The 18,505-nt window shown below is 69.9% G+C and carries 20 protein-coding genes and 1 pseudogene; 16 read left to right on the forward strand and 5 right to left on the reverse strand.

Annotated features, from left to right (window positions below):
• Nucleotides 1-3 precede the first annotated feature (3 nt).
• The 3 genes and pseudogenes from FM051_RS01205 to FM051_RS01215 form a co-directional block, all read left to right on the forward strand.
• Nucleotides 4-1,287 (forward strand): annotated as a pseudogene (locus FM051_RS01205) (type I polyketide synthase); the annotation flags it as partial.
• Between the two features lie 113 nt (nt 1,288-1,400).
• Nucleotides 1,401-2,660 (forward strand): LLM class flavin-dependent oxidoreductase, encoded by a 1,260-nt coding sequence (locus FM051_RS01210; RefSeq protein ID WP_158839683.1) that lies wholly within the window; start codon nt 1,401-1,403, stop codon nt 2,658-2,660.
• Nucleotides 2,660-3,559, forward strand: a complete 900-nt coding sequence (locus FM051_RS01215) for a putative sugar O-methyltransferase (protein WP_158839685.1) — start codon at nt 2,660-2,662, stop codon at nt 3,557-3,559. The genes FM051_RS01210 and FM051_RS01215 overlap by 1 nt, the downstream gene beginning before the upstream one ends.
• Nucleotides 3,560-3,623: 64 nt before the next feature.
• Here FM051_RS01215 and FM051_RS01220 read toward each other — a convergent pair whose 3' ends face one another.
• From FM051_RS01220 to FM051_RS01230, 3 genes are read right to left on the reverse strand one after another with little or no spacing between them, the layout of a single operon-like run.
• Entirely contained in the window at nt 3,624-3,920 is a 297-nt protein-coding gene (locus FM051_RS01220; RefSeq protein WP_158839687.1) for a hypothetical protein, read from the reverse strand.
• Between the two features lie 30 nt (nt 3,921-3,950).
• Nucleotides 3,951-4,166: a ferredoxin gene (locus FM051_RS01225; protein WP_338019437.1), complete on the reverse strand. Its 216-nt coding sequence runs from the start codon at nt 4,164-4,166 to the stop codon at nt 3,951-3,953.
• Nucleotides 4,163-5,389: a cytochrome P450 gene (locus FM051_RS01230; protein WP_158839690.1), complete on the reverse strand. Its 1,227-nt coding sequence runs from the start codon at nt 5,387-5,389 to the stop codon at nt 4,163-4,165. The genes FM051_RS01225 and FM051_RS01230 overlap by 4 nt, the downstream gene beginning before the upstream one ends.
• Before the next feature lie 297 nt (nt 5,390-5,686).
• Between FM051_RS01230 and FM051_RS01235 the strand changes: the two genes are divergently transcribed.
• Entirely contained in the window at nt 5,687-6,451 is a 765-nt protein-coding gene (locus tag FM051_RS01235; protein ID WP_158839692.1) for a TetR/AcrR family transcriptional regulator, read from the forward strand.
• Nucleotides 6,452-6,609: 158 nt separating this feature from the next.
• Here FM051_RS01235 and FM051_RS01240 read toward each other — a convergent pair whose 3' ends face one another.
• Nucleotides 6,610-7,023, reverse strand: a complete 414-nt coding sequence (locus tag FM051_RS01240) for a LacI family DNA-binding transcriptional regulator (RefSeq protein WP_202918617.1) — start codon at nt 7,021-7,023, stop codon at nt 6,610-6,612.
• On the opposite strand from FM051_RS01240, the gene FM051_RS01245 reads away from it, so the two are divergent.
• The gene (locus tag FM051_RS01245) at nt 6,951-9,722 is read left to right on the forward strand and encodes a family 78 glycoside hydrolase catalytic domain (protein WP_158839694.1); all 2,772 of its coding nucleotides are present in this window, start codon (nt 6,951-6,953) and stop codon (nt 9,720-9,722) included. The two genes, FM051_RS01240 and FM051_RS01245, sit on opposite strands and share 73 nt — an antisense overlap.
• A 357-nt stretch (nt 9,723-10,079) precedes the next feature.
• On the opposite strand, the gene FM051_RS01250 is transcribed toward FM051_RS01245, so the two are convergent.
• Nucleotides 10,080-10,625 (reverse strand): MarR family winged helix-turn-helix transcriptional regulator, encoded by a 546-nt coding sequence (locus FM051_RS01250; protein WP_158839696.1) that lies wholly within the window; start codon nt 10,623-10,625, stop codon nt 10,080-10,082.
• 123 nt (nt 10,626-10,748) lie between these two features.
• Here FM051_RS01250 and FM051_RS54435 point away from each other — a divergent pair, with 123 nt between their 5' ends.
• The 11 genes from FM051_RS54435 to FM051_RS01300 all read left to right on the forward strand — a co-directional run bounded on the left by FM051_RS54435 (nt 10,749) and on the right by FM051_RS01300 (nt 18,504).
• The gene (locus FM051_RS54435; protein ID WP_202918618.1) at nt 10,749-10,988 is read left to right on the forward strand and encodes a Rossmann-fold NAD(P)-binding domain-containing protein; all 240 of its coding nucleotides are present in this window, start codon (nt 10,749-10,751) and stop codon (nt 10,986-10,988) included.
• Entirely contained in the window at nt 10,982-11,407 is a 426-nt protein-coding gene (locus FM051_RS50335; RefSeq protein WP_202918619.1) for an NmrA family NAD(P)-binding protein, read from the forward strand. The genes FM051_RS54435 and FM051_RS50335 overlap by 7 nt, the downstream gene beginning before the upstream one ends.
• A 63-nt stretch (nt 11,408-11,470) precedes the next feature.
• Complete coding sequence (locus FM051_RS01260) at nt 11,471-12,463, forward strand: pirin family protein (protein WP_158839698.1); 993 nt, start codon at nt 11,471-11,473, stop codon at nt 12,461-12,463.
• Nucleotides 12,460-12,759, forward strand: coding sequence for a GNAT family N-acetyltransferase (locus tag FM051_RS01265; protein ID WP_158839700.1), 300 nt, complete (start codon nt 12,460-12,462; stop codon nt 12,757-12,759). The genes FM051_RS01260 and FM051_RS01265 overlap by 4 nt, the downstream gene beginning before the upstream one ends.
• A 39-nt stretch (nt 12,760-12,798) precedes the next feature.
• On the forward strand, nt 12,799-13,062 hold the full coding sequence (locus FM051_RS01270) for a (4Fe-4S)-binding protein (protein ID WP_158839702.1): 264 nt from the start codon (nt 12,799-12,801) through the stop codon (nt 13,060-13,062).
• Between the two features lie 101 nt (nt 13,063-13,163).
• Nucleotides 13,164-13,622, forward strand: a complete 459-nt coding sequence (locus FM051_RS01275) for a hypothetical protein (protein WP_158839704.1) — start codon at nt 13,164-13,166, stop codon at nt 13,620-13,622.
• A 192-nt stretch (nt 13,623-13,814) separates the two neighbouring features.
• The gene (locus tag FM051_RS01280) at nt 13,815-14,642 is read left to right on the forward strand and encodes an ABC transporter ATP-binding protein (protein ID WP_158839706.1); all 828 of its coding nucleotides are present in this window, start codon (nt 13,815-13,817) and stop codon (nt 14,640-14,642) included.
• A gap of 16 nt (nt 14,643-14,658) precedes the next feature.
• Nucleotides 14,659-15,531: an ABC transporter permease gene (locus FM051_RS01285; RefSeq protein ID WP_158839708.1), complete on the forward strand. Its 873-nt coding sequence runs from the start codon at nt 14,659-14,661 to the stop codon at nt 15,529-15,531.
• 128 nt (nt 15,532-15,659) lie between these two features.
• Nucleotides 15,660-16,754 carry an ABC transporter substrate-binding protein gene (locus FM051_RS01290; RefSeq protein ID WP_158839710.1) on the forward strand — a complete coding sequence of 365 codons (1,095 nt, stop codon included), beginning with the start codon at nt 15,660-15,662 and terminating at the stop codon, nt 16,752-16,754.
• Between the two features lie 29 nt (nt 16,755-16,783).
• Nucleotides 16,784-17,845 (forward strand): LLM class flavin-dependent oxidoreductase, encoded by a 1,062-nt coding sequence (locus tag FM051_RS01295; RefSeq protein WP_158839712.1) that lies wholly within the window; start codon nt 16,784-16,786, stop codon nt 17,843-17,845.
• Nucleotides 17,845-18,504 (forward strand): cysteine hydrolase family protein, encoded by a 660-nt coding sequence (locus FM051_RS01300; RefSeq protein ID WP_158839714.1) that lies wholly within the window; start codon nt 17,845-17,847, stop codon nt 18,502-18,504. Before FM051_RS01295 ends, FM051_RS01300 begins: the two co-directional genes overlap by 1 nt.
• Nucleotide 18,505: the final 1 nt, after the last annotated feature.

The raw sequence follows: 18,505 nt of genomic DNA on the forward strand, positions 1-18,505 counted from the left end.
CGGGTTGCCGAAGCACTGCGCGCGTCGCTGCTGGAGAACCAGCGGTTGCGGCGGGAGAACAAGAAGCTGACCGAACCCATCGCCATCATCGGGATGGCCTGCCGGTACCCCGGCGGGGCGGACACGCCGGACGAGCTGTGGCGGCTGGTGGTGGAGGGCCGGGACGCGGTCACGCCGTTCCCGACCGACCGCGGCTGGAACCTCGACCGGCTGTCGGCCGACAGCGCCGCCCTGGCGGGGTCGTTCCTGCACGACGCGGCCGATTTCGACGCCGACCTCTTCGGCATCTCGCCCCGCGAGGCTCGCGCCATGGACCCACAACAGCGCGTGCTGCTCGAAGTCGCCTGGGAGGCGCTGGAGAACGCCCGGATCAACCCGCTCTCGCTGCACGAGAGCAAGACCGGCGTGTTCACCGGCGTCATGTACCACGACTACGACGGCGCGGACGGCGTCGGCAGCCTCATCAGCGGCCGGGTGGCGTTCAGCCTCGGTCTCCAGGGACCGGCGGTCTCGATGGACACCGCCTGCTCGTCGTCGCTGGTGGCGATGCACACGGCCGCGCAGGCACTGCGTTCCGGCGACTGCGCGTTGGCGCTGGCGGGCGGGGTGACCGTGATGACGACCCCGGAGACCTTCGTGTACTTCACCAACCAGCGAGGACTCGCGGCGGACGGCCGGTGCAAGGCGTTCGCGGACAGCGCCGACGGCGTCGGGTGGGGCGAGGGAGCCGGGCTGGTCGTGCTGGAGCGGCTGTCCGACGCGGTGCGCAACAACCGACGCGTCCTGGCCCTGCTGAGCGGCTCGGCCGTCAACTCCGACGGCGCCTCCAGCGGGATCACCGTGCCCAACGGACCGGCGCAGCAACGGGTCATCCGGCAGGCGTTGGCCAACGCCGGTCTCGGTCTGTCCGATGTGGACGCCGTCGAAGCGCACGGCACCGGCACCCGCCTAGGTGACCCGATCGAGGCCCAAGCCCTCCTCGCCACCTACGGCCAGGACCGCTCGGAGCCGCTGTGGCTGGGGTCGGTCAAATCCAACATCGCGCACACCCAGGCCGCCGCCGGAGTCGCGAGCGTGATCAAGGTGGTGCAGGCCATGCGGCACGGCGTCCTGCCGCGCACCCTGCACGTGGACCAGCCCACTTCCCAGGTGGACTGGGAAGCCGGGAACGTGCGGCTGCTCACCGAAAACCAGCCGTGGCCCGACACCGGACGCCCCCGACGCGCCGGCGTGTCGTCGTTCGGCATCAGCGGCACCAACGCGCACGTGCTCGTCGAGCAGTCCCCCTAGCCATCCCCCTGAACCCGTTGTGCCAACCCTAGAACACCGCCGCGACAGCACCGCGGGCACGCACGGCGGCTCTAGCCTTTCGCCAGACCCCATGACGCGCGGAGGGAACCATGCGATTCGGTCTCATCTACCACCACCAGCTCCCTCGGCCTTGGTCCGAGGACGCCGAAGAGCGGCTCTACAACGAGGCGCTCGAGCAGATCGAGCTGGCCGACCGACTGGGCTTCGACTACGCCTGGGCGACCGAGCACCACTTCTTCGAGGAGTACTCGCACTCCTCCGCGCCGGAGGTCTTCCTCGCCGCGGCTGCAGCCCGGACCAAGAACATCCGCCTGGCGCACGGCATCGTGCACCTGCTGCCGTCGGTCAACCACCCGGTGCGGGTGGCCGAACGGCTCGCCACCCTCGACCTGATCTCGGGCGGTCGGCTGGACTTCGGCTCCGGGCAGGGCAGTTCGCAGCTGGAGGTCGAGGCGTTCGGGGTCGACCGCGACGAGAAGTACGACCAGTGGCGGGAAGCGCTGTCGGTGGTGACCCGGATGCTCACCGAGACCCCCTTCAGCGGCCACACCGGCAAGTACATCGACGTGCCGCCGCGCAACGTCCTGCCGAAGCCCAAGCAGAAGCCGCACCCGCCGCTGTGGCGGGCGTGCACCCGGCGCGAGACGATCGAGGAAGCCGCCCGCGAAGGGCTCGGCGCGCTCGCGTTCTCGTTCATCCAGCCGGAGGACGCCAAGGAGTGGGTGGACACCTACTACCGCACCATCGCCTCCGACGAGTGCGTCCCGGCCGGGTTCGCCGTCAACCCCAACGTGGCGCTGGTGCTGCCGTTCATGTGCCACCCCGACGAGGAAACCGCTCTGGACCGCGGCCTTGAGGGCGCGCACTTCTTCTCGTACTCGTTGATGCACTACTACGTCTTCGGCGAGCACCACCCCGGTGTCACGGACGTCTGGGCCAACTTCCAGGCGGCCAAGGAGCAGATGGGCTTCACCCGCGAGGAGGTGATGCCCGACGACACCGAGGCCGCCGACCCGGTGGTGCAGAAGATGCTGGAGCAGATCACCTCGCTGCGCCGCGGCATCAGCACCCCGGACAAGATCAGGGACATCCTGCGCCGCTACCAGGCCGCGGGCGTCGACCAGATCATCTTCTCGGTGCAGATCGGCAACAACGCCCACGAGCACATCATGGAGTCGCTGGAGCTGTTCGCCCGCGAGGTGATGCCGGAGTTCGTCGACGGCCGGGACGAGCGCGAGGCGGCCAAGGCCGAGCGGCTCGACGAGGCCCTGCGCAACGCGCACGAGCGCATCCCGGACCGGGCGGCCGACGGCACGGGCTACGTGATCAAGCCGGAGCTGATGTCCTGATGACGGTGGTGAACGGGCAGAGCCCGCAGTGGGAGCACATCAGCAACACCCGGATGACGCCGGAGGCCGTGGCCGAGCTGTCCGGGTTCAAGTCCGGCGCGGTGAACTTCAAGCTGGGCCTGTGGGACACCGGCGTCAACGGCGTGCGGTACCTCAAGGCGCTGACCTACAACCTCGCGGCCACGTTGAGCGAGCCGAACTGGGACCGGCTGCGCCGCATCCACAACCGCGACGTGGGCGACCCGATCTCGGTGACCTACCACGGCGAGTCCGTCTGCATGGACTACCTGCGCGCGGTGTACGAACTGGAGTTCATCGCCGACCGGGCGCCCCTGGACGGGGCGAGGGTGTTGGAGATCGGCGCCGGCTTCGGGCGCACCTGCCACGCCCTGCTGGCCAACCACGACATCGTCGAGTACGTCATCGTGGACCTGGCCACCACGCTGGAGCTGGCGCGCAACTACCTCTCGGAGGTGCTGCCGCCGCACCTGTTCGAGCGGCTGCGCTTCGTCCCCGTGGAACGCACCGAGGAGGAGCTGGCCGGTCTGCGGTTCGACCTGTGCGTCAACATCGACTCGTTCGCCGAGATGACCCCCGAGACGGTCGGGTACTACCTCTCCCTGGTGGACCGGCAGTGCGAGCGGCTGTACGTGAACAACCCCGTCGGCAAGTACCTCGACAAGAGCCTGGACGGGCACACGCAGGGCGAGGAGATCGTCAAGCTGGCCCTGAGCACCGGTCTGCTGCGCGATGTCATCGACATCCACGACGACCGCGCCGTGGCCGCGCAGTCCCGCAAGTTCCTCGACGCCTACCGACCCGGCGACGGCTGGACCTGCGTGGGCGAGAGCTGGGCCGTCCCGTGGAGCTACTACTGGCAGGCCCTCTACGCCAGGTGAGCGGAAACCGGTGCGGGGAAGGCGGTGATCCGCCTTCCCCTCACCGGTTCGCACACGTGAGCCGTCAGTCGTTCGGCGGCAGGTACTTCGGCGCGAAGAGCTCCTCGATGGGCTTCGGACCGGTGTACTGCCGGCAGGTGCAGGGCACGTACACGTGCCGGACGACCACGCCGTCGAACTCGTCACGGCGCACCTCGGCGTGGCACGTCCACGTCTCCGGGTCGTGCTGGTCGAGCCCGTGCCCGCAGCCGCAGATCGCGGTCAACTGCGGTGCGCTCGGCCGGGACCGCTTGGTCAGAAAGCCGATGACGTAGCCTGCCGCGAAGATCACGCCTCCGACGGCCAGGCTGATCGGGTCCATCTCGCGGGCTCCCCTTCCCCTTGTGAGCGCTCAGGCGTGTCCAAGGGCCTGGGCGGCGTCCACGAGGGTAATGGCCCGGACGGGGCAGCCCGCGACGGCCTTGGCGGTCAGAGCGGATGGTGTGTCGGCGCGCAGGACGACGCGGCCGTCGACCTCGTCCTGGTCGAACACGCGGGGCTCGGCGAACACGCAGTTCCCCGAGCCCACGCACGTTTCACGGTCGACGACCACCCTGGTCGCGGTCACCACGTGACGGGCACCTCGTAGGGGCCGTGCACGTGACCGCCCTCGGTGAACGGCAGGTCGTCCACCGGCACGGCGAGCTTGAGCGTCGGGATGCGGGTGAACAGCGTGCTGTAGATGATCTCTAGCTGGACCCGGGCGAGGTTCGCCCCGAGGCACTGGTGCGCGCCGGAGCCGAACGCCAGGTGCTCGCTCGCGTCCCGGTGGATGTCGAACTTCTCCGGCTCGGGGAACACCTCGGGGTCCCAGTTCGCCGCACCGTTCAGCGCGACGACGCCCTGGCCCGCCGGGATCCGCACGCCCGACAGCTCGACGTCCTCGGTGGGCACCCGGACCGAACCGTCCAGCACGCTCAAGTAGCGCAGCAACTCGTCGACGGCCTTGCCGGTCGACGACGGGTCGCGGAGGATCTCGTCGACGGCCTCGGGGTGCTCCAGCAGGGTCAGCGCACCGAGCGAGATCATCTTCGTGGTGGCGTCGAACGCGGCGATGATCAGCGTGCGCGCGATGGCGACCAGGTCGTCGTGGTCCAGCTTCTCCTCGGACTCCTCGTTGCGCGCCACCAGCCTGCTGAGCAGGTCGTCGCCGGGATCGGCCGCCTTCTGCCGGATCAGCCCGCCGAAGAAGGTCTCCATCTCCGCGAAGACCGCGTTGGTCTCCTCGGGTCCCGCGTCGCGGTTCGTGGTGACCTCGGCGAACCGGCGGAAGGTGTCGATATCGGCCGGGTCGGCGCCGAGCAGCTCGCAGAAGAACAGCGACGGCACCGGCGCGGCCAGTTCCCGCACCAGGTCCACCGGCCCGTCCATGGCCAGGATGGCGTCGATCCGCTCGTCCACGATCTCCTGCATGCGCGGTCGCAACGCCTGCACCCGCTTGGCCGTGAACTCCGGGATGACCAGGCGACGCCGCGCGGTGTGCTCCGGCGCGTCCATCGCCACGAACGGGAACTTGATGAACTGGATGATCTCTTCCGGGATGGGGATCTGGTGCAGGTAGCCCGGCCGCTTGGCGTCGGAGCTCATCGCCTTGTCGTTGAGCACCTTCTTCACGTCGGCGTGCCGGGTCAGCAGCAGGGCCCGCGCTCCGGTCATCCGCATCGTCGCCTCGGCCACGGGCTGCTCGTCGCGCAATTCGGCGTACTGCGGCGGCATGTGCATCGGGCAGGTCCGCGTCATCGGGAACTGCACCGCCGCCGTGGGTTCCCGGCTGTCGATGAGGTCGGTCATTGCTGCCCTCCGGAAAATTGGAGTCGGGCACGGGCAGACTGCCCGATGGGCGCAATTCAACCGGCGCACGCATAGCGCGCTCAACGCCCGCAGCCCCTTAGAAGAGGGCCGGAACCCCCTTAACCAGTACCCCTGCCTGCCCCGGAAACCTGTCGACGGGAGAGCTGTGACCTGCGACTTCGACTGGTCCGGGCGGGTCGTGGCCGCATGTCGGGAGGTCGAGCGCGTACGGCGCATACTATAGTGTGTGTACCGTACGTAATCCCGCGGTCCCAGTCGCCCAGGAAAGCCGAGGCAATGGACGAAAGAACCGGTGCCGGTCTGCCCTCGGTCATCGAGGCAGCGTGGGGAGTTCGGGAACGTCCGGGCAAGGGCCGGCAGCGCGGCCTCAGCCTCGACCGAATCGTGGAAGCCGCGGTGAACGTCGCGGAGTCCGAGGGGCTCGCGGCGGTGTCGATGAGCCGCGTCGCGGCGGAGCTGGGCGCCTCGACGATGGCCCTCTACCGCTACGTCGTGGCCAAGGAAGAGTTGCTGGTCCTGATGTCCGACGCGGCCTACCGGACGCCGCCGTCGGCGGTCGTGCCCGGCGAGCCGTGGCGGACGGCGCTGTCGCGCTGGGCGTGGGACCTGCACGCGATACTGCGCCAGCACACGTGGGTGCTGCGCATCCCGGTCACCGGGCCGCCGGTCACGCCCAACCAGGTGATCTGGTTGGAGCACGGGCTGAGGTGCCTGCAGGACACCGGCCTGCCGGAACGCGAGAAGCTGTCGGTGATGATGCTGCTGACCGGTTTCGTGCGCAACGAGGCGTCCGTGATCGCGGACGTGACCGAGGCGTTCGTGGCCGCCGACGCAGACCAGCAGGAGGCGATGTCCTTCTACGGCCAGTTGCTCGGCAAGCTCGCGGACCCGAACCGGTTCCCCGCCGTCACCGCCGCGCTCCAGGCAGGCGCCATCGACCACGAGGACGCCCCGGACGACGAGTTCACCTTCGGCCTGGAACGCATCCTCGACGGCATCGAGGTGCTCGTCCGGCAGCGCGCCGAAGCCAGGCGCGGATAACGCGGCAGCCGGGTCGACAACGCCGCGACGGACACGGGTTCTTGTGGCGTTCATGTGGGTGGCGGCCACCCGCGAATGCCCGTGTCACCGCGTCGGCAGATACCCCTGGTGTTGGGCGGGCGTTCGCGGTCGGGTGTGGCGCGCGTTCACGCCTGGCCTCACCGGTGGTCGGCGGCGCTTCCCAGCGGTGCGGGAGCGGTGGTGCGGCGGGGTACCAGGGTGGGTGAGAGTTTGATCTGGGCCGATGGTTTGTGCCGGTCGGCGATGCGTTCCAGCAGCAGCCGTGCGGCGTTGGCGCCGATCTGGTGGCCGGCCTGGTCGACGCTGGTGAGTGAGATCGGTCCGAGGGCGGCGAAGGTGGTGTTGTCGTAGCCGGCGACGGAGATGTCGTCGGGGACGGACAGGCCGGCTTCGGTGAGGGCTTCGAGCACGCCCATGGCGACGATGTCCGCGTCGGCGAATACGGCCGTCGGGCGGTCGGTGCGGGCGAGGAGTTGTTGTGCGCCGCGGTAGCCGCCTTCCTGGGTGTAGGCGGTGGAGACGATGTCGATTTCGAGGCCCCGGGCGCGCATGGCCAGCCGGTAACCCTGGGCGGCACGAGCCCCTCGGCCTCGGCGAGCCGCGCCCCCGGCTGTCGTGGCGGCTCGAGAGCGACCGGACGGGCGCCGCGCAGAGCGCGTACCGGATCACCGCCGCCGAGCGCCCTGCCGACCTCGACGACCCGGCCCGCCTCGTGTGGGACAGCGGGCGCCGGGAGTCCGGGGACGGCGTGCTGGTGCCGTGGGACGGCCCGGTCCTGCGCTCCGCCACGCGCTACCACTGGCGGGTCGAGGTCTGGGACGAGACGGGCGCGGCGGCCGGCGTGGGGGAGAGCTGGTTCGAGACCGGCCTGCTGCACCGCGAGGACTGGGCCGCCGTGTGGGTCGGCCGCGATCCCCACGCGCAGCCGCCGTTCGACCCGCCAACCGACCACGACCAACCACCCGGCGAGCCGCCGCTGGACCTGCGGCGCGAGTTCGAGCTGGCGCGGGAACCGGTGCGGGCTCGGCTCTACGCCACTGCCCGCGGCGTCTACGAAGCCCGGCTCAACGGCACCCGGGTCGGTGACGTGGAGCTGGCGCCGGGCTGGACGGAGTACCACCGCAGGCTCCAGTACCAGACCTACGACGTCACCTCGTTGTTGCGCACGGGGAGCAACGTGCTCGGCGCGATCGTCTCCGACGGCTGGTGGTGCGGGTTCGTCGGCTTCGACGAGCGCCGGCCCGCGCGGCACTACGGTGACCGCCCGGAGTTCCTGGCCCAACTCGTGGTCGACTTCGCCGACGGCTCGCGGCAGGTGGTGGCCACCGACGCGGCGTGGACCGAACGGCCGGGCGCCACCCGGTTCGCGGACCTGCTGATGGGGGAGCACGTCGACGCCTCCGTCCCGGACCGACCTGGCCGGCCGGTCGTGGTGCTCGACCGCGAGCCCGGACCGCTGGTCGCGGAACCGGACCACCCGATCCGGGTCACCCGTGAGGTGTCGGCGATCTCCGTGACAGCACGGGAGTCCGGCCGGTTCATCGTCGACTTCGGGCAGAACCTGGTCGGCCGGGTGCGGCTGACCATCCGCGGTGCTGAGCCAGGGCAGCGGATCGTCCTGCGGCACGCCGAGATCCTCGACGGCGACGAGCTGTACACGGAGAACCTGCGGCGAGCCAAGGCAACCGACGTCTACACCGCCGCCGGCCGGGAGGCCGAGGTGTTCGAGCCGAGGTTCACCGTGCACGGTTTCCGCTACCTGGAGGTCAGCGGCCATCCCGGCACGTTGTCCGCGGACGACGTCGTCGCCCGCGTCCTGCACAACGACACGCCGTGGACCGGGCACTTCGAGTGCTCGGACCCGATGGTCGACCAGTTGCAGGCCAACATCTCCTGGGGTCAGCGCGGCAACTTCGTGGCGGTGCCGACCGACTGCCCGCAGCGCGACGAGCGCCTCGGTTGGCTGGGCGACGCCCAGATCTTCGCCCCCACCGCGAGCCGCAACGCCGACGTCGCCGCGTTCCTCGCCCGCTGGCTGCGGGACGTGGTCGACGGACAGGACGAAAGCGGCGCGTTCCGCGACGTCGCCCCGCTCGTCTCGACACACCGCGAGGCCGCGCCGGCCTGGGGTGACGCCGGGGTGATCATCCCGTGGCACCTGTGGCGCACCTACGGCGACCGCCGCGTGCTGGAGGAGTGCTTCGACGCGATGGTCGCCTGGGGCGGGCACATCCGCCGGCACAACCCCGACCTGCGGTGGCGGCACCGCACCGGCAGCTCCTACGGCGACTGGCTGCAGATCGACGTCACCACCCCGCGTGACGTGCTGTCGACCGCGTACTTCGCCCGCAGCACGCAGATCGTGGCGCAGGCCGCCGAGGTGCTCGACCGGCACGACGTCGCGGCCGAGCACCGCGCGCTGCACGCCGCGATCCGGACCGCGTTCATCGAATCCTATGTGGACGATGACGGCAAGGTCGAGGGCGGCACCCAGACCGCCTACCTGCTGGCGCTGGCGTTCGGCCTGGTGCCGGACGAACTCGTGCCGGCCGCGGTCGGGTACCTGGCGGCCGACGTCGAGAAGCGGGACAACCGGCTCACGACCGGGTTCGTCGGCTACCTGCGTGACCTGTCCGACCAGCCGTGGGCCGTCAAGTACCCGGAGGTGGTCAGCGACGTCGCCCAGTACGAGGGCAAGACGTACAACGGGATCTTCGGGATCAACGGCATCGGCGCCATCTGCAACCAGGAGGCCATGGCGAACGCCGGCCTCACCCCGCCGGGCACGTGGACCGAACTGCTCGCGTTCTGCCGCGCCGCCAAGGAGAAGGGGACACCCGCGTTCGCGCTGGGCATCCAGGACAACTGGGTCACGCAGATCGCGCTGTTCCCGCTGGTCGCCACGACCGTGTACGGCCAGGACCGGGACTTCGACAAGAAGATGCAGGCCGGTCAGGCCAGTTTCGCGACCTCGCCGTGGACCACCGCCGTCGCCAAGTACGTGGAGATGGTGCGGACCGGCTGCTTCCAGGACGACCCGCTCGGCACCGGCTACGAGGCCAGCCAGAAGCTCGCCGCCACCGGCAAGACGCTCGGCATCATCCAGGGCAACTCGGTGATCGCCCTGCTCAAGAAGCAGAACCCCCAGGGCAAAGCTGTCCTACCCGGCCGACTGCACCATGCCCATGGGCGCCATCCACCGCAACTTCGGCGCCGGACACCTGGCCATCTGGAACTCCCCTGCCGGTGAGGAGCGGAGCCATTCGATCGCCTCCGCGTACTCCGGTGATGTGCTCGTCGCCGAGGCGGACGCGGTGTACCACGGCCATGACGGGGCGGCGAAGGCCGTCGACGCACTGCAGGCCGCCCTGCCGGGGATGCGGCTCGAACTGGGCGGCGCGATCCGGACCGTTCAGGAGTTGACGACCTATTCCTGGACCATGGGGCCGGCCGGAGGGGCCCGTGGTCACCGGCCGGGACGTGATCACCGTCCAGCACGGTGTGATCCAGAGCGTGCACGTCTTCATCGACGCGTAGAGCCGGCCTGTCTGGTCGACGGCGTGGTCCCGTCTCCGTCGCGCAGGTGTGCGAGCGGTGTTTCCGCAGTTCAGGGCTTCGGTCGGGGCGCGTGTCTGCTCCGGCCTCCGGCCCGGGGTGCCGCTGGGCCGCCCGGTGGAGGGTCCGCTCGACCGGGTTCTCTCTCCAGTGCCGCGACGATGCGGTCCGAGATCCGGGCGAGCGTGTCGAGTTCCTCCGGGGTGAGCCGGTCGATGAACAGCCGCCGGACGGCGCTGACGTGCTGGGGAGCGGCGGCCTCGATCGCCTCGCGGCCGGCGGGCGTGATGGCCACGAGGACCCCACGGCCGTCGCCGGCGCACTCCTCCCGGACGACCAGACCCCGCTTGACCATCCGGGCGACGTGGTGGGACATCCGGCTCTGCTCCCGCTCCAGTGCCCCGGCCAGGTCCTGGAGGCGTCGCCGGCCGTCGGGCGCGTCGGTGAGTTCGACGAGCACGCCGTAGTCGGGGGTGGACAACTTGGAGTCCGCCAGCAGCTCGCGGCCCAGTCGGGCGGCCAGTTTCTCCTGCATCCGGAGGAAGCTGCGCCAAGCGTGCTGCTCGGTCGGGGTGAGCCAGCCCGGTGTCTCGTCCATGTGTGACCAGCCTACCGATTGTTGACGTGTCATGTATATCGGTGTAGAACATGATGTGTCATACAAGCTTGATGGTCACGAGAACGGGGAGAGCCGTGGAGAAGAAGATCATCGCCGTGGTCGGTGCGACGGGCGGCCAGGGCGGCGGAGGCCGCCGGGGCCGACCACGTGATCTGGTCGACGCTGGAGGACACCCGCGAGCACATCCCGCTCGACGACGACCGCATGCCGACGTTGCTGGGCACGTACAAGGTGCCGCACTTCGACGCCAAGGCCGAGGCCGACCAGGTCTTCGTCGACGCCGGTGTGCCGACGACGTTCCTGCGGACCACGTTCTTCTGGAAAACCTCCTCAGCGTGCTGACGCCGCAGCGTGGTGAGGACGGCAAGCTGACCCTGGCGATGGCGATGGCCGACAGCAAGCTCGCCGGCGTCGCGTCGGAGGACATCGGCAAGACCGCCTACAGCATCTTCAAGCGCGGTGGCGAACTCATCGGACAGACCGTGAGCCTGGCCGGTGAGCACCTGACCGGCGCGGAGATGGCCGCCGCCATGAGCGACGTGCTGGGCGAAGAGGTGACCTACGTGCCCGTGCCGTTCGACGCCCTGCGCGCCCAGCCGTGGCCCGGTGCGGTGGAGATGGGGAACATGTTCCAGTTCTACGCCGAGGTGCCGGAGTTCAACGCCGCGCGTGACGTCGACCTCGCGCGTGGTCTCAACCCCGGGTTGCAGACGTTCCAGCAGTGGCTGGACGACAACAAGGGCGCGCTCGCCGGCGCCTGACCGCACGGCCGCGACCTCGAACCGCCACCCCGCACCCGCACCCGCACCCCGCGAAGGAACGCCATGCCCGCGATCACCGTCGACGATGTGCTCGTCCTGCCCAGACTGCCCCGGCTCGACCCGGTGGCGACGACCTACCGGCCGGTGCGCCGCATGATCACCGCACCGACCGGCTACGAGGGCGAGGGCTTCCCGGTCCGCCGGGCCTTCGCCGGGGTGCCGCTGTCCGAACTCGACCCGTTCATCCACCTCGACCAACTGGGCGAGATCGACTACGGGCCGGGCGAGCCGATGGGCACGCCGTGGCACCCGCACCGCGGCTTCGAAACCGTCACCTACGTCATCGACGGCACCATCGACCACCAGGACTCGAACGGCGGCGGTGGCCGCATCACCGACGGCGACACCCAGTGGATGACCGCCGGAGCCGGGATCCTGCACATCGAGGCGCCGCCGGAGAGCCTGGTCATGAGCGGTGGCCGGTTCCACGGCACGCAGCTGTGGGTCAACCTGCCGCGGGCGATGAAGATGAGCCCGCCGCGCTACCAGGACATCCGCGGCACGCAGTCGGCGCTGCTGACCACGCCGGACGGCGGCGCGTTGATCCGCGTCATCGCCGGCGAGGTCGCCGGGCACCGGGGGCCGGGGTCGACGCACACGCCGATCGCGCTCGCCCACATCACCGTCGAACCCGGCGCCCGGGTCGACCTGCCCTGGAACCCCGGCTACAACGCGCTGGTCTACGTGCTCGCCGGCAGCGGCACGATCGGCCCCGACGGCCGACCGGTGCGGTTGGGACAACTCGCCGTCCACGGAGAGGGCGACGCGCTGCGCTTCACCGCCGACCGCCGGCAGGACTCGCACACGCCGACGCTGGAGCTGTACGTCATGGGCGGACAGCCGATCCGCGAGCCGGTCGCCCACCACGGCCCGTTCGTGATGAACAGCCGCGAGGAACTGGTCCAGGCGTTCGAGGACTACCAGGCCGGGCGGCTGGGAGTCATCCCCGCCGAACGGCTACCGCACACCGACATCCCCGGGGAGACCACCACATGATCACCGTGACCGACAACCGCGCCAAGAACCGGTTCGAGGCGCACGACGGCGAAACGCTCGCCGGGTTCGCCGCCTACGTCCGCACGGCGGAACTCGTCGCGTTCGTCCACACCGAGGTCGATCGGGCCTACAACGGGCGCGGCGTCGGTTCCCTGCTGGCGCGCGAAGCCGTCGAGTCCACCCGCGCCGACGGGCTGCGGGTGCTCGCGGTCTGCCCGTTCATCGCCGGGTGGCTCGCCCGGCACCCCGAGTACGCGGACCTGGAGTACCGCGCGGCCAGCAAGGTCACGGACTGAACCCCGAGGACCGACACCAGCCTTCGGAGAGGACGACCAATGGACAACCAGGCCGAAGACGCGTTCCCGCCACCGGGAGCGAAGGCCTACCACGGTGCACGCGTGTCCGTCTCGTTCGAGGCGGCACGGTGCCGGCACGCCACCGAGTGCATCCGCGGCCTGCCCGAGGTGTTCGACCCGGCGGCCAGGCCGTGGGTGCGGCCGGACGCCGCCGAGCCTGAAACGGTGGTCGAGGTGGTCGATCGCTGCCCGTCGGGCGCTCTGCGGTACGCCCTGCCGGACTCCGCCAAACCGTCCGGATGAGCCGACGGGCCCGCGCTGGGCGCGGACGACCGATCTTCGTTCTGCCGTAACGTGAACCACGTCGTGTACGAGGGGCGCGCGGCGTGGTTACACTCCCGGCCATGAGGCTGACGGGAGACGATGATCCGGTGTGGCACCGGTTCGGTCCCGATTCGACGGAACGGCGGATGTTGGAGCGCCTCAGCGAGAGGTTCGCCGTCCGGCTTCGCCCGCGGACGCTCCTGTTGCCCGACGGGACCCGGGTGGAGGTCGAGGGAGTCGACGAGGACAACCGCTTCCTCGCGCAGTTGGTGGCCAACCAGGGCGCGTACAAGTCGCACCACCGCAACAAGGTCATGGCGGACATGTTCAAGCTCGTGTGGCTGAGCCGGTCGATCCTGCCCGGTGGGCAAGCGATCCTGTGCGTGAGCGAGACCGTGGCCCAGGCGTTCTCGGGCTGGGTGGCCACGGCCGCGCGGGACCTGGGCGTGGAAGCGCTGCTGTTCCGGGGCGACGGCGAGATCGTGCCGTTGCTCGGTCACGACCGGGGCGGCGTAACAGGGTTGAAACAGAAGCGGTGAAGCTCCGCAACACAGGCTGCTTACGGTAGTCCACACTTGGGATTCCGCGGTGCAGACACGTCCTCGCGCCGCACGCTCTCCAGACTCGGCAACGCTGTCATCGGTTGGGAGAGCTGTCATGGTTCCTGGTAGGCCTGTTCACCGTCGGCGGAGCCGACAATCAGACAGCCGTCCCGAACGCCCGGTCGTCGCATGAGGACGGCCGCGATCGAGGTGCGCGGCGCCCGCCGCGTCTACGGTTTCGGGGCTTCGGCCATGGTGGCGCTCGACGATGTCGACCTGTCCATCCAGCCCGGCCGGTTCGTCAGCGTCATCGGCCCCAGCGGGTGCGGCAAGTCCACGTTGCTCCGCCTGGTCGCCGGGCTGGAACCGGCCGACCGCGGCGAGGTCGGCATTCACGGGGTCAGCCCGGAAGAGGCTTGTGCGGCGAAGATGGTGGGGCTCGTGCCCCAGACGCCCGCGCTCCTGCCGTGGCTGTCGGTGCTGAAGAACGTCACGCTCCCGCAGAAGGTCAACCGGGCCGCGGCCCGTCGGCGCGCCGCCATCGGCGAGGCCGCGGATCGCGTCGCCCCACCAGAACCGCCGGACATGGCGGAACTGCTCCGCAAGGCGGGCCTCGCCGAAGCCGCGCACAAGCTGCCGAGCGAACTCTCCGGCGGCATGCAGCAGCGAACGGCCATCGTCCGCGCTTTCGGCCTGCAGCCCGAAGTCCTCCTGATGGACGAGCCGTTCTCGGCCCTCGACGAGTTCACCCGCGAGAGCTTGCAGGAGCAGTTGCTCGACCTCTGGGACGAGCTGAAGACGACGGTCCTCTTCGTGACCCACTCGGTCAGCGAAGCCGTCCGGCTCTCCGACGCGATCGTCGTCATGGCCGCGAAGCCGGGCCGGATCACCGACGTCGTCAACGTCGACCTGCCCCGGCCACGAGGGCGCGACCTGCTCAAGACACCCGAGTTCCACCAGCTCGAGGACCTGATCCGGGACAAGCTGCGTGGCGCCTGGCACACGCGGGTCGCGTGAGGGGATGAGTACCGACATGACGTCACTCGACGATTACGTCGCGACCTCACCGGAGATCGAACGCCCTGTCGCGGAGGCCGAGCCGTCCCGCTACAGCCTCCGCCACCCGAAGTCGCGGATCGGCTTCCTGCGCCCGAAGGTCTGGCTGCCGCTCGTGGTCATGCTGGTGGTGCTCGGCGCGCTGTGGGAGTGGGGCGCCCGGTCGATGCCGTACCTGCTGCCGAAGCTCTCCTCGATCGGCGAGGCACTCGCCGACGAACCGGACTACTACCTCCGCAACGCCTGGGTCACGCTCTGGGAGGCACTCCTCGGGCTCGGTCTCGGCTTCGCCTCCGCGTTCGTCCTGGCCGTGTTGGTGAGCGAGCACGCGTGGGCACGGCGGGCGATCATGCCGGTCGCGGTGGTGCTCAACGTGACGCCCCTCGTCGCGATCGCACCCGTGCTCGTGGTCGCGTTCGGGTTCGGGCCGGAACCCAAGCTGATCGTCACCGGCCTGATCTGCTTCTTCCCGATCCTGATCAACACCTCGGTCGGCCTGCGAGCCGTGCCGCCAGAGGTCGTGCAGGTCTACCGCACGCTCAAAGCGTCGCGGCTGGAAATGCTGTGGCGCATCCGCGTGCCCAGCTCGCTGCCGTACCTGTTCGCCGCCCTGCGCATCGTGTTCCCACTGTCCATAGTGGGCGCGGTGGTCGCCGAGCTCTCGGCGCCCGGCGCCGCGGCCGGCCTGGGCACCGCGATCAGCCTGGCCTCGACCATGAACCGACTGCCCGTCGTGTTCGCGTCGATCGCGATGCTGGCCGTGATGGGCTCGGTGCTGCTGCTCATCGTCACGATCGCCGAACGCAGGGTCCTGCACTGGCACGAGACCACGCGGGGCGCGGCCGGCTGACGCCGGGGAAGCCCAGCTCCGCACTGCCCCAGGACGGCGCACGAACCGGCCTGGAGCCACCGCGCGCCCACCGCCACTCACCGATACCGGTTTTGCGCTGCCCGCTCGCCGAAATCCAGGAGAGGTCCATGAAGACACCCTTGCTGCGCGCCATCGCACTCGCCGCGACCGCCGTCGCCGCGGCTTCCGGGCTCGCCGGCTGCTCCGGTGACGACAGCGGCGCCCAGGCGGCGGCGGTCGGCACCGCCATCTCCGCCGAGCGCTGCGCCAAGAACAAGGAAGCCGGCAAGATCACCTTCCTCACCGGCTACTACTACCAGGCATCGGCGTCCATCCTGGAATTCCTCGCCGCGAAGCGGCTCGGCTACTTCGACGCCCTCTGCCTCGACGTGGACATCAAGCCCGGCACGGGCGACACCGGCCAGAACACCCAACTCCTCGCCAGCGGCCAGGTGACCATCAGCCCGGTCAGCGAGCAGGACGTCATCCAGGCGAGGGACAACGGCGTCGACGTCCTCGGTATCTCCGCCTATTCGAACGCCGGGCTGGAGGTGCTGCTGACGATGCCCGCGACCACCGATCTCAAGCAGCTCGACGGCACGACCCTGGGACACAAGGGCAGCCTCCCCATCGGGGTCCAGGCCATGCTGACCAACGCGGGCGTGGACGTCGGCTCGCTCAAGCAGGTCGTCGTCGGCTACGACCCGTCGATCCTGCCCCGCGGCCAGGTCCAGTCGCTGACCGGCTTCGTCTCCAACGAACCCAACCTGCTCGCCGCCTCGGGCCGAGAGGTGAAGGTGTGGCGGCCCTACGACTACGACGTTCCCGGCTCGCTGGCCGGCATGGCGGCCAACCCCGCGTTCGCCGCGAAGAACCCCACCGCGGTCCAGGACTTCCTGCGGGCCGGCCTGCACGCCTACGCCCACTGCTCCACCAATGCCGAGGAATGCGTCGGGTACGCCGCCGAGGAGTCCGAAGGCGGCTACGACAAGGCGCACAACGTGAAGATCTGGCAGACCGAGGTCGCGCTCGTCAAGGAGACCGGGTCGGCGGGCAGTCCGCTCGGCGCCGTCGACGCGGACAACGTCACCGCGCTGGCCGGGCTGCTGAGCAAGTACTCGATGGTGAAGCAGGCGACCGCCGCCGATGCGAAGTCCTACTTCGACCCTTCGTTCATCGAAGCCGTCTACGACTCGGGCCGGCTCGTCTGGCCGGCGCCCTGACACCCACCCCGCACACGGAAGGCAGCACAGTGTCACCGAAGGAATACGGGATCTTCCTGCCCATCGGCAGCGGCGGTTGGATGCTCTCCACGACCGCGCCGCACCCCGAAGCGACCTACGCGTACAACAAGCGCGCGGCACTGCACGCCGAAGCCATCGGTCTGGACTTCATCATGTCCATGGCGAAGTGGCGCGGCTTCGGCGGCAGCACCGACCACTGGGGTGAGAGCCTGGAGTCGATGACGATGATGTCGGCGCTGGCGGAGGCGACCGAGCGGGTGAAGATCTGGGCGACCACGCACGCGAACGTCCACCACCCCGCGATCACCGCCAAGATGTACACCACGCTCCAGCAGATCTCCGGCGGCCGTGCCGGGATGAACATCGTCAACGGTTCGTACGCCGCGGAGTTCGCCCAGTTCGGGCTCTGGGACCCGGAACTGAGCCACGCCGAGCGGTACCGGATGACGACCGAGTGGACGCAGGCGGTGACGCGCCTGTGGTCGGAGCACTCGGTGACCATGAACGGGGACTTCTTCACCCTGGACGAGTGCGAGTCGCGGCCCCACCCCGAAACCCGCCCGACCATCATCAGCGCCGGCCGTTCGGCTGACGCGCGGGAGTTCCAGGCCGTGTACGCCGACGGCGCGTTCCTCGGGGCACCCACTCTGGAGGAGATGCGGGCCCACTCGCGGGACGTGCACGAGAGAGCCGCGAAGCTGGGCCGCACGGTGAAGACGTACTCGATGCTCACCGTGGTCCAGGCCGAGACGGACGCCGAGGCCAAGGAGAACGTCCGCCGGTGGGGCGAGGGCGTCGACCGCGAGGCGCTGGCGGCCATGCAGGCGTCGTGGGGAATCCCGGCTACGCAGGCGCGCGCCTGGGCGGAGGGTGCCACCGGGGAGGCGGCGTTCCAGACCCCGTACGTGAGCGGAAGCGCCGAGACCGTCATCGAGCACATCGCGACGATCGTGCGCGAGGCGGAGTTGGACGGGCTGATGCTGATCTTCCCGGAGTACGACCAGGACATGCTGCTCTTCGGTGAGACCGTGCTCCCCGCGCTGCGCGCGATCGACGAGGCGTCGGACTGATGGAAAGCCTCCGTGAGCGACAACTGTCATTCCTGTCCGCACCCGACCGGCGGCCCGCGCTGCTCGTGGTCGACGTGCAGCGTTCGTTCGGCGATCCCGAGTTCCTGACCCCCTACGGCCTCGACGCGCAGGCGTCGGCGCTTGTCGGGGGTGCCATCACGGGCACAGGGATGCTCGTCGACGCCGCGCGCGCCGAGGGGGTGCCCGTGGTGTGGATCGAACTGGCCAGTGACCCGTCAAGGCCGTGGCGGTCCAGCGCGTGGTTCCGCGACGGTGACCTCGACGCGCCGTTCGGTCCTGACGAACCGTGTGTCATCGGAACTCCTGGTGCGCAGTGGTACCGGGTCGCACCCGCGGAAGGAGAGCCGCGCGTGGCCAAGCGGCACTACAGCGGTTTCGTCGGCACGGATCTCGAAGCGCACTTGAGGGCTTCGGGCGTCGACTGCGTCGTGGTGGCCGGCCTGACGACCGAGTGCTGCGTCGCCGCCACCGCGACGGACGCCTTCCAGCTCGGCTGGCCGGTCGTCGTCCCCACCGACGCGGTGGCGGCGTACGACACGCGCGTGCACGAGAACGCCCTCGAACAGCTGGCGCTCAACGTCGCCGTGCTGTGCGCGGTGGAGGAGATCACTCGCATGTGGACGGAGGTGTCGAAGTGAG

The sequence above is a fragment of the Saccharothrix deserti genome (genome assembly GCF_009769385.1).
GTDB classification, from domain to species: domain Bacteria; phylum Actinomycetota; class Actinomycetes; order Mycobacteriales; family Pseudonocardiaceae; genus Actinosynnema; species Actinosynnema deserti.

Excerpts from the sequence above, each read along its gene's own strand:
- FM051_RS01210 (WP_158839683.1), top strand. The coding sequence starts at position 1,401 with ATGCGATTCGGTCTCATCTACCACCACCAGCTCCCTCGGCCTTGGTCC.
- FM051_RS01215 (WP_158839685.1), top strand. The coding sequence starts at position 2,660 with ATGACGGTGGTGAACGGGCAGAGCCCGCAGTGGGAGCACATCAGCAAC.
- FM051_RS01220 (WP_158839687.1), bottom strand. The coding sequence starts at position 3,920 with ATGGACCCGATCAGCCTGGCCGTCGGAGGCGTGATCTTCGCGGCAGGC.
- FM051_RS01230 (WP_158839690.1), bottom strand. The coding sequence starts at position 5,389 with ATGACCGACCTCATCGACAGCCGGGAACCCACGGCGGCGGTGCAGTTC.
- FM051_RS01235 (WP_158839692.1), top strand. The coding sequence starts at position 5,687 with ATGGACGAAAGAACCGGTGCCGGTCTGCCCTCGGTCATCGAGGCAGCG.
- FM051_RS01240 (WP_202918617.1), bottom strand. The coding sequence starts at position 7,023 with ATGCGCGCCCGGGGCCTCGAAATCGACATCGTCTCCACCGCCTACACC.
- FM051_RS01250 (WP_158839696.1), bottom strand. The coding sequence starts at position 10,625 with ATGGACGAGACACCGGGCTGGCTCACCCCGACCGAGCAGCACGCTTGG.
- FM051_RS01260 (WP_158839698.1), top strand. The coding sequence starts at position 11,471 with ATGCCCGCGATCACCGTCGACGATGTGCTCGTCCTGCCCAGACTGCCC.
- FM051_RS01265 (WP_158839700.1), top strand. The coding sequence starts at position 12,460 with ATGATCACCGTGACCGACAACCGCGCCAAGAACCGGTTCGAGGCGCAC.
- FM051_RS01270 (WP_158839702.1), top strand. The coding sequence starts at position 12,799 with ATGGACAACCAGGCCGAAGACGCGTTCCCGCCACCGGGAGCGAAGGCC.
- FM051_RS01275 (WP_158839704.1), top strand. The coding sequence starts at position 13,164 with ATGAGGCTGACGGGAGACGATGATCCGGTGTGGCACCGGTTCGGTCCC.
- FM051_RS01280 (WP_158839706.1), top strand. The coding sequence starts at position 13,815 with ATGAGGACGGCCGCGATCGAGGTGCGCGGCGCCCGCCGCGTCTACGGT.
- FM051_RS01285 (WP_158839708.1), top strand. The coding sequence starts at position 14,659 with ATGACGTCACTCGACGATTACGTCGCGACCTCACCGGAGATCGAACGC.
- FM051_RS01290 (WP_158839710.1), top strand. The coding sequence starts at position 15,660 with ATGAAGACACCCTTGCTGCGCGCCATCGCACTCGCCGCGACCGCCGTC.
- FM051_RS01300 (WP_158839714.1), top strand. The coding sequence starts at position 17,845 with ATGGAAAGCCTCCGTGAGCGACAACTGTCATTCCTGTCCGCACCCGAC.